At 70.4% G+C, this 8,552-nt stretch carries 8 protein-coding genes; 5 read left to right on the forward strand and 3 right to left on the reverse strand.

What is annotated here, in order from left to right; translation table 11 throughout:
• The first annotated feature begins 38 nt into the window (after nt 1–38).
• From MZC64_RS41105 to MZC64_RS41115, 3 genes are all read left to right on the forward strand, one after another.
• Nucleotides 39–509 carry a MarR family winged helix-turn-helix transcriptional regulator gene (locus tag MZC64_RS41105; RefSeq protein WP_247765062.1) on the forward strand — a complete coding sequence of 157 codons (471 nt, stop codon included), beginning with the start codon at nt 39–41 and terminating at the stop codon, nt 507–509.
• Between the two features lie 102 nt (nt 510–611).
• On the forward strand, nt 612–2,069 hold the full coding sequence (locus tag MZC64_RS41110) for an aldehyde dehydrogenase family protein (protein ID WP_247765063.1): 1,458 nt from the start codon (nt 612–614) through the stop codon (nt 2,067–2,069).
• A gap of 92 nt (nt 2,070–2,161) precedes the next feature.
• Complete coding sequence (locus MZC64_RS41115; protein ID WP_247765064.1) at nt 2,162–3,265, forward strand: NAD(P)-dependent alcohol dehydrogenase; 1,104 nt, start codon at nt 2,162–2,164, stop codon at nt 3,263–3,265.
• Nucleotides 3,266–3,271: 6 nt separating this feature from the next.
• On the opposite strand, the gene MZC64_RS41120 is transcribed toward MZC64_RS41115, so the two are convergent.
• The 3 genes from MZC64_RS41120 to MZC64_RS41130 form a co-directional block, all read right to left on the reverse strand.
• Nucleotides 3,272–4,762 (reverse strand): long-chain fatty acid--CoA ligase, encoded by a 1,491-nt coding sequence (locus tag MZC64_RS41120; protein ID WP_282106687.1) that lies wholly within the window; start codon nt 4,760–4,762, stop codon nt 3,272–3,274.
• Between the two features lie 28 nt (nt 4,763–4,790).
• Complete coding sequence (locus MZC64_RS41125; RefSeq protein ID WP_247765066.1) at nt 4,791–5,663, reverse strand: p-hydroxycinnamoyl CoA hydratase/lyase; 873 nt, start codon at nt 5,661–5,663, stop codon at nt 4,791–4,793.
• A gap of 170 nt (nt 5,664–5,833) precedes the next feature.
• Nucleotides 5,834–6,532, reverse strand: a complete 699-nt coding sequence (locus tag MZC64_RS41130) for a DJ-1/PfpI family protein (RefSeq protein WP_247765067.1) — start codon at nt 6,530–6,532, stop codon at nt 5,834–5,836.
• A 277-nt stretch (nt 6,533–6,809) separates the two neighbouring features.
• Here MZC64_RS41130 and MZC64_RS41135 point away from each other — a divergent pair, with 277 nt between their 5' ends.
• Together MZC64_RS41135 and MZC64_RS41140 are read left to right on the forward strand one after the other, a co-directional pair.
• The gene (locus tag MZC64_RS41135; RefSeq protein ID WP_247765068.1) at nt 6,810–8,039 is read left to right on the forward strand and encodes a cytochrome P450; all 1,230 of its coding nucleotides are present in this window, start codon (nt 6,810–6,812) and stop codon (nt 8,037–8,039) included.
• Nucleotides 8,040–8,144: 105 nt separating this feature from the next.
• Nucleotides 8,145–8,453 carry a hypothetical protein gene (locus tag MZC64_RS41140; RefSeq protein WP_247765069.1) on the forward strand — a complete coding sequence of 103 codons (309 nt, stop codon included), beginning with the start codon at nt 8,145–8,147 and terminating at the stop codon, nt 8,451–8,453.
• Nucleotides 8,454–8,552 lie beyond the last annotated feature (99 nt).

The raw sequence follows: 8,552 nt of genomic DNA on the forward strand, positions 1-8,552 counted from the left end.
AATGCTGAAATCCTGGCGCGCGGTGAGAGGATGGGTGGATGGCCACCACCGACGGCACGCCGTTGACCCTGTACCTGATCAAGCGGCTGGAGCTGGTGAGCCGCTCGCTGCTGGACGACGCACTGCGTCCGCGCGGGCTGACCACGTTGCAGTACACCGCCCTCACCGTCCTGGAGGCGCGAGGCGCGACCTCCTCGGCGCAGCTGGCCCGACGCTCCTTCCTGCGCCCGCAGACCATGCACGAGATGGTGCTGACCTTGGAAAAGCGCGGCCTGATCCGCCGCGAGGCGCAACCGGGCAACAAGCGTGTCCTGCTGGCCACGCTGACCGAGGCCGGCCAGGAGCTGCTCGCCGAGTGCAGGCCGGCCGTGCTGGAACTGGAACGCGCCATGCTCGAACAGTTCAGCCCTGGCCAGCGCGCGGTGTTCCGCGAGGCCCTCGAACTCGGCATCGGCTCACTGGCGCCGCTCGCACGGGAACGCGAGAGCACCGACGGCGGGCGCGACTGAGGACCGCGCCCAGCGCGTCCCAACCGTGACTTGATTCTTCGCTACGCTTGACTGAATATCAGGGAACCTGACATCTTGGGTGATCTGGTGAGAGGAGCTGACATGACGCTGCTCGGGGATGGAACCTGGGCCGGCCGGATCTTCACCGGCACCTGGCTGCCGGGTTCGGGGCTCGGCTACCCGGCGATCGAACCGGCCACCGGCGCCGAACTGGCCGAGGTCGGTCAGGCCACGGCCGGTGACGTGGTGGTGGCCGCGCAGCGGGCCGCGGTGGTGCAGACCTCCTGGGCCGCGACCCCCGCGGTCGAGCGGGCCGCTGTGCTGTCCCGGGCCGCCGCGCTGTTCGAGGAGCATGCCGAGGAAATCAACGAGTGGGTGGTGCGCGAGTCCGGCTCGACCCGGCTCAAGAGCGGCCTGGAAGTCGCGGCCTCGATCGCCGAATGCCGGGAGGCCGCCGCACTGGCCACCGCCCCCTACGGTGAGCTGCTGCACTCGCCGATGCCCCGGATCAGCATGGAGCGCCGGATCCCGGTCGGGGTGGTGTCGGTGATCTCGCCGTTCAACTTCCCGCTCATCCTGTCCCTGCGCTCGCTCGCCCCGGCCCTGGCGCTGGGCAACGCGGTGCTGCTCAAGCCGGATCCGCGCACCGCGATCTGCGGTGGCGTGCTCATCGCCCGCGTCTTCGAGGAGGCCGGGCTGCCGGAAGGGTTGCTGCAGCTGCTGCCCGGCGGCGTCGAGGTCGGCAGCGCGATGATCGACGCGCCCCAGGTGCGGGTGGTGTCCTTCACCGGTTCCACCCCGGCCGGACGCGCGATCGGCGCGCAGGCGGCGAAAACCCTGACCCGCACGCATCTCGAACTCGGCGGCAACAGCGCCCTGGTCGTGCTCGGCGACGTGGATGTCGAGGCGGCCGCCTCCTGCGGCGCGTTCGGCAACTTCGTCCACTCCGGACAGGCCTGCATGGCCATCGGCAGGCACCTGGTGCACGAATCGATCTACGACGATTACGTTGCCCTGCTGGCGAAGAAGGCCGACGCGCTCACCGTCGGGGACGGCTTCCGGGCGGACGTCGCACTCGGCCCGATCATCGACCAGAAGCAGCTCAACCACGTCAAGGACCTGGTCGAGCGCAGTGTCGCCGACGGCGCCCGGCTGGTCGCGGGTGGCACGCACGACGGCCTGTTCTACCGCCCGACCGTGCTGGCCGACTGCACCTCGGCGACCCCGGCCTACCGCGAGGAGGTCTTCGGGCCGGTGGCCTGCGTGCGCCCATTCTCCACTGTGGACGAAGCGGTGGTGCTGGCCGCCGACAGCGAGTACGGGCTGGCGCTCGGCGTGCTGGGCAACGACCTGGCCGCGGCGATGGCCATCGCCGACCGGGTGCCCGCGGGCCTGGTGCACATCAACGACCAGACCTTCAACGACGATCCGAACGCCCCCTTCGGCGGCGTCCGCGCCTCCGGCACCTCCCGGGTCGGCGGCGCCCGCGCCAACCTGGAGTGCTACACCGACACCCAGTGGCTCACCCTGCGCGCCACCGCCCCGAGTTACCCGTTCTGACCACTCCCCCGGCGAGTTGGGCCAACTGGTACGCCGGTTTTGCCCAAGCGGGCGTACCAGTTGGCCCAAGTGGTACGAGACAGGAGGTCCCCATGTCGCAGGCACAGGCCGCCGTGGTCGAGCAGGCGGGCGGCGCGTTCACCATCCAGGAGGTCGAACTCGACCCGCCGCGCCCGGATGAGGTGGTGGTGCGGATGGTCGCCGCCGGGCTCTGCCACACCGATCTCAGCGTGCGCGCCGGCGGGCTGCCGTTCCCGTTGCCCGGAGTGCTCGGACATGAGGGCGCCGGGGTGGTCGAGGAGGTCGGATCGGCGGTCACCCGGGTGGTGCCCGGTGATCACGTGCTGCTCACCTTCACCTCCTGCGGACGCTGTGCCGCCTGCCGCGACGGGCACCCTGCCTACTGCGCGACCTGGTTGCCCGCCAACCTCATCGGCGGTCTGCGCGCCGACGGCAGCCACACCCTGCGCCGCGCCGGACACGGGATCGGCGGGCACTTCTTCGGCCAGTCCAGCTTCGCCACCCGCGCGCTGGTCGACGAGCGCAGCCTGGTGAAGGTGGCCGCGGAACTGCCCCTGGACGTGCTCGCCCCGCTGGGCTGCGGCATCCAGACCGGGGTCGGCGCGGTGCTCAACACGCTGCGCCCGGCCTACGGGCAATCCCTGGCCGTCTTCGGTTCCGGGGCCGTCGGACTCGCCGCGATCATCGCGGGCACCTGGACGAACGCGGGCCAGCTCATCGCGATCGACCTGCTGCCACAACGGTTGCGGCTCGCGGCCAGGCTGGGCGCCACGCACACGATCAACGCCGCGGAACAGGACGTGCCCTCGGCGCTGCGCGAGATCACCGGCGGACGCGGCGTGCACAACGCGGTGGAATCCACCGGCAACACCGGGGTGCTGCGCACCGCGGTCGACGCGCTGGCCGCCCGCGGGGGCTGCGCCGTGGTCGGCGCGCCGCCCTTCGGTGCCGAGGTGGCCATCGACGTGAACGACCTGATCGCGGGCAAGCGAGTTATCGGGGTGACCGAAGGGGATTCGGAGCCGGAGACGCTGATCCCGTTCCTGGTCGCGCAGTACCAGGCGGGCAGGCTGCCCCTGGAAGAGCTGATCACCGGATTCGACTTCGCCGACATCAACGCCGCGGCCGCGTCCGTCCACACTGGACAGTCGATCAAACCGGTGCTGCGGTTCTGATCCCGTTCAGGAGTACAGCTTCCGCACCTCGGGCTTGAGGATCTTGCCAGAGCCCGAGGTCGGCAGCGTGCTCACCAACCGCACCGACTTGGGCACCTTGTAGGCGGCCAGCCGGGTGCGCAGGAAGGCCAGCAACTCCAACTCCCGGACCTGCGCGCCGGGCTCGGGCAGCACGATCGCCTTGCCGACCTCGCCCCATTTCTCGTCGGGGACACCGATCACGGCGCAGGCCTGGACCCCGGGGAAGGCGTGGATCGCCTCCTCCACCTCGGCCGGGTAGATGTTCTCCCCACCCGAGATGATCATGTCCTTGAGCCGGTCGACGAGGTAGACGTAACCGTCCTCATCGACCGTGGCGATATCGCCGGAGTGGAACCAGCCAGCGCGCACCGCGGCCGCGGTTTCCCCTGGCTGGCGCCAATATCCGCGCATCACGTTGGGGCCGCTGACAATCACCTCGCCGCGGATGCCCGGCGGCACCGGGTGGCCGCCGGGGTCCACCACGCGCACGTCGGTGAAGAAGGACGGCACCCCGGCGGAGCCGATCTTGTCCTGGGCCCGTGCCGGGTCGAGCAGCAGGGCGCCGGGCGAGGTCTCGGTCATCCCGTAGCCCTGGGCGAAGCCGATGCCGCGGTCGAGGTAACGCTGGATGATCGCCGTGGGCACCGGGGCCCCGCCGCACAACAGGGTGCGCAGGCTGGCGAGATCCGCCGCGGGCCAGCACGGGTGCGCCGCCATCGCGGCGAACATGGTGGGCACACCGAACATCAGCGTGATCCGCTCGCGCTCGATCGTGTCCAGGGCCGCGCCGGGGTCGAAGGCGGAGTGCAGCACCACCGTGCCGCCCTTGAGCAGGGTGGGCAGGCAGATCATGCCCAGCGCGGCGGTGTGGAACAGCGGCGCGGCGATCAGCGCCCGCTCGTCCCCGGCGAGGTCGGTCTCGACCAGGACGTTGACACTGTTCCAGGTCAGGTTCCCGTGCGTCAGCTGGGCGCCCTTGGGGCGGCCGGTGCTGCCGGAGGTGTACATGATCAGGCAGGTGTCGTCGAGGCTGACCGGGATGTCCGGCGGTTCCGCCGCGGTGCTCAGCAGTCGCTCGTACTCCTCGGCCACCGGGATCAGCCGCAGGCCGGGGTGTTCGGCCAGGGCGGCGACCGTGCCGGCGTGCGCCGGGGTGTGCACGAGCATCGCGGCGCCGGAATCGGTCAGCGCGTGGTCGATTTCCGGGGCGGCGAGCCGGAAGTTGAGCGGCACGAAGACCGCGCCGAGCAGCCCGCAGGCGAAGAGCAGTTCCAGGTACGCCGGATGGTTTGGGCCGAGGTAGGCGACCCGGTCGCCGAAGCGCACACCCGCGGCGGACAGGCCGTGCGCGAGTCCGGTCACCCGCCGGGACAGCTCCGCGTAGCTCAGCTCCCGGTCCTCGTGCCGGACCGCCACCGCCTGCGGGGTCATCCTGGCCCGACGTGCGGGCCAGGAGCCCAAACCCTGATTTCGCAACGGTTTCTCCTCATGCCCAGGCGGCAGGCTACTCCTTGCCGGGGTCGAAGGTGCTCAGGCCGGGCCGGTAGGTTTTGTCGTCGAGGAACTGGGTGAGCCCCTTGGCCCTGGCCCCGGCACGGTCGACGAACTGCGACTGGTCGAGCTTGGCGTAGAGGTAGTCCTCGGCCTGTTCCCAGGGCATTTCCTTGGCGATCCGGTAGCCGACCTTGGCCGAGTGCAGCACGGCCTGGTTCATCGAGGCCAGTTTGAGTGCCACCTCGCGGGTGCGCTCGCGCAACCGGTCCCCCGGCAGCGCTTCGTTGACCAGTCGCATCTCAGCAGCCCTGCGACCGTCGAAGGACTCGCCGGTCATGATGTGGAAGAGCGCGTCCCGCTGGGGCACGGTCGCGGCGAGGGCCCGGCTGACCACCCCGCCCGGCGGGATGCCCCAGTTGACCTCGGAGAGCCCGAACCGCGCCTGCTCGTCGGCGAAGGCCAGATCGCAGGCGACCAGGGGGGTGAACGCGCCGCCGAAGCACCAGCCGTTGACCATCGCGATGGTCGGTTTGCTCCAGTGCGCCAACCGCTTCCACTGCCATTCGGCACTGGCCCGGCGCACCTTGAGCTGCACGGCGAGGCTGCCGGTGGCGTCGACCTCGCGGAAGTACTCCTTGAGGTCCATGCCGGCGGAGAACGCCTCCCCCGCGCCGGTGAGCACCAGCACCCGGCAGCGTTCGTCGGCCTCCAGATGGTCCAGCACGCGGACCATCTCGTCGTTGAGCGTCGGATTCATCGCGTTGCGCTTCTTCGGCCGGTTCAGCATCACCCAGGCAATGCCCTGATCGAAGCTGACCTCAACGGTGTTCCCCCACGGTTCGGGCACGACCGGCGGGGAGTCGGCGGGGATCGCAGTGCTCATCAGCTCACTCCTACATCTCAGGAACCCTGAGATAGATGTAGCAAGCCAAACCCACCCCCGTCAAGCAAAGCCCACCAGACCGACCGGACACCGCCGAGTTGGCCCAAGTCGTACGCATAGTTGGCCAAACTGGGCGTACCGCTTGGGCCAACTCGACGGCGGAGGCCTGCTCAGGCGTGCCAGACCGTGCCGCGCCGTTCGTACTCCAGGATCTCCTCGGCCGCGAGCGCGACCTGCGCCCCGGCGTAGCGTTCGACCAGCCACAGCGCCACGTCCAGCCCCGAGGTCACCCCGCCGCCGGTGATCAGGTCGCCGTCGTCGACCACCCGCGCGTTGACCACGGTGGCGCCGTGCGCGGCGAGGTCGGCCTTGGCCTTGCCGTGGGTGGTCGCGGTGCGGCCGCGGGTACGCCCAGCCGCGGCGAGCACCATGACCCCGGTGCAGATGCCTGCCAGCGGCGTGCGCACCTCGGCCAGCCTGCCGAGGAACTCCTTGTCCCGCATCAGTTTCCGGACCCCGGGCCGCGGCTGACCGGAGGGCGGCAGGTGGTAGCCACCACCGGGAACCACCAGGACATCCGCCAGCTCCGGCGACCAGCCACCGGGAACCTCCACCCTGGTCTGATAGGTGCAGGTGATCATCCCGGGCGCGCCGGTGGTGACCATCAGCGGCGGCGCGATCGCCCCGGCGCTGAGTTTCGCCGCCAGGCCAAGCACTTCCACCGGCGCGATGAAGTCCTGCTCCTCCACCCCCTCGAACATCAGCACCTGGAACCGCACCGGTTTCGCCGCCGGAGACCCGCCTGCCACGGCGGTACCGGCCGAGGCGGCAATGCCGGCCGAAGCACGCAGGAAAGCTCGTCGCTGCATCGGAACTCCCGAGGGTGGGGACCGTGGCGGCGGCATCTCATCGTCACCGACCGCGGCCGTGCCCGGCTATCGCCTGACGTGGCCGGTACTCGCCACGCGAGGAAGAGAGAACCTTGCCGCACAACAACACCGGGGTATCCTGCGCCTCGGCCTGCCCGTTCGTACCCAAGGATGTGGCTGAACAGGCAGCCCCGGCCATGACCTGTCGTGGATCCGCACCCATCGGTGAATAGTGCCGACCTGATCTTATAGGCAACCTTCCGCCAAAGGAGCCGTCTTGTCCTCGACGATGAGCGCCCGCCCACTGCCCGTTCCCCGCGAGGACGTCTGTCCGTTCGGGCCTGCCCCCGAGGTGGCGGAGCTGCGGGCACAGACCCCGGTGGCCCGGGTCACCTGCCCGACCGGCCTCGAAGCCTGGCTGGTCACCCGCTACGCCGACGTCCGCGAAGTGCTGGGCGACCCGCGGCGCTTCAGCAGCCGCTCCGGCGCGGCCGGGCACATCCTCGCCAACATGCCGCCCGACTCGCCCGTCGAGCAGGGCGACTTCTTCAAGATGGACGGGCCCGAGCACGTCCGGTTCCGGCGGGTGTTCGCGCCGGCGATCACCACTGTGCGCCGGATCGAGGAGTTCCGGCCGATGGTGCGGCGCACCGCCGACGAACTGCTGGACGGTCTGGCCGGCGAGACCGGGCCGATCGACCTGCACGAGCGGTTTTCCAAGCCGCTCACCTCCTCCGTGATCGCCGAGCTGCTCGGCGTGCCCTACGCCGACCGCGCCATGTTCCAGCGCGTTGCCGAGACCCTGTTCAGCGGCGAGACCGACGTGGACGAGCTGAACGCGGTGCGGTTCCCGCTGTACGACTACGTCGCCGACCTGGCCCGGGCCCGGCGCAGCGAGCCAGGCGAGGACGTGCTGAGCGTGCTGGTCACCCGTGGCCGGGAACACCAGCAGCCGTTCAACGACCTGGAACTCACCAAGATGGCCGTCGGCCTGCTCGTCGCCGGCTACGACACCACCGCCAGCTCCATCACCTACGGCGTGCTGGCGCTACTGGCCAACCAGGCCCAGTTCGACCGGCTGGCCGCCGACCCGGCGCTGGCCGCTGGCGCCGCCGAGGAGCTGCTGCGGTTGCTGAGTGTCGGCGCGGGGCTGCTGCGGGTGGCCACCGAGGACACCGAGATCGCCGGCCAGCCGATCGCCGCCGGCGAGTACGTGGTCGTCGCCGTCCAGGCGGCCAACCACGACCCGGCGCAGTTCCCCGAACCGGAAACGCTGGACATCGAGCGGCGGACCACCAGCCACCTCGGCTTCGGCCACGGACCGCACCAGTGCGTTGGCCAGCAGATCGCTCGCCTGGAACTGACCACCGCGCTGGCCACCCTGCCCCAGCGGGTGCCGACCCTGCGACTTGCCGTGCCGCAGGAGGAAATCCGGTTCAAGGCCGACACCACCGTCTACGGCCCGACCGCCCTCCCGGTCACCTGGGACGAGATCCGCCCGGCCTGACCGGCGGGGGATCATCCAGCCGGTCGGGTGGTTTTTCTGGACGCCTGACGGATGCGGAGAACGCGCGCTGCTGGCGAGGCTGGCCACATGAGGAAACGAGTGGGAATGCGCGTCCTGATCGGTATGGCCGCGTCGGCGATCGCGATCGGCCCCCTCGGCGCCCTGCCGGCCTACGCGGCCAACGAGGTCAGTGCCTTCGACTGCACCAACCCGGTCTGGCAGGACAAGTACTTCGCCGCGGAGTGGTCCTCGATCGAGGTGGCCGGCGGCGAGGCGCTGTCCGCGCTCAAGGTGTGCGATGGCCCGCTCGACGCCGTGGCACGCAGCGGCGGGTTCCCGGCTGGAGCCCTGGTCGCGGACCGGGAATTCACCGCGGTGCGGTTGGTGGTTGCGGGCGAGAACGCCGGTTCCTGACCGGCGCCGATCAGCAGGGTCACCGTGTTGGCCGTTGGGCGGTTTCTAGTGGTGGTTGCATCGTGGTGGGCTAGCGATGCTTGGTGAGCAGGGTGTGCA

This window comes from Crossiella sp. S99.2 (assembly GCF_023094165.1).
Lineage (GTDB): Bacteria > Actinomycetota > Actinomycetes > Mycobacteriales > Pseudonocardiaceae > Crossiella.

What these genes read in the sequence shown, in the direction of transcription:
- MZC64_RS41105 (WP_247765062.1), top strand. Translation starts at nt 39, where the DNA reads ATGGCCACCACCGACGGCACGCCGTTGACCCTGTACCTGATCAAGCGG.
- MZC64_RS41110 (WP_247765063.1), top strand. Translation starts at nt 612, where the DNA reads ATGACGCTGCTCGGGGATGGAACCTGGGCCGGCCGGATCTTCACCGGC.
- MZC64_RS41115 (WP_247765064.1), top strand. Translation starts at nt 2,162, where the DNA reads ATGTCGCAGGCACAGGCCGCCGTGGTCGAGCAGGCGGGCGGCGCGTTC.
- MZC64_RS41125 (WP_247765066.1), bottom strand. Translation starts at nt 5,663, where the DNA reads ATGAGCACTGCGATCCCCGCCGACTCCCCGCCGGTCGTGCCCGAACCG.
- MZC64_RS41130 (WP_247765067.1), bottom strand. Translation starts at nt 6,532, where the DNA reads ATGCAGCGACGAGCTTTCCTGCGTGCTTCGGCCGGCATTGCCGCCTCG.
- MZC64_RS41140 (WP_247765069.1), top strand. Translation starts at nt 8,145, where the DNA reads ATGCGCGTCCTGATCGGTATGGCCGCGTCGGCGATCGCGATCGGCCCC.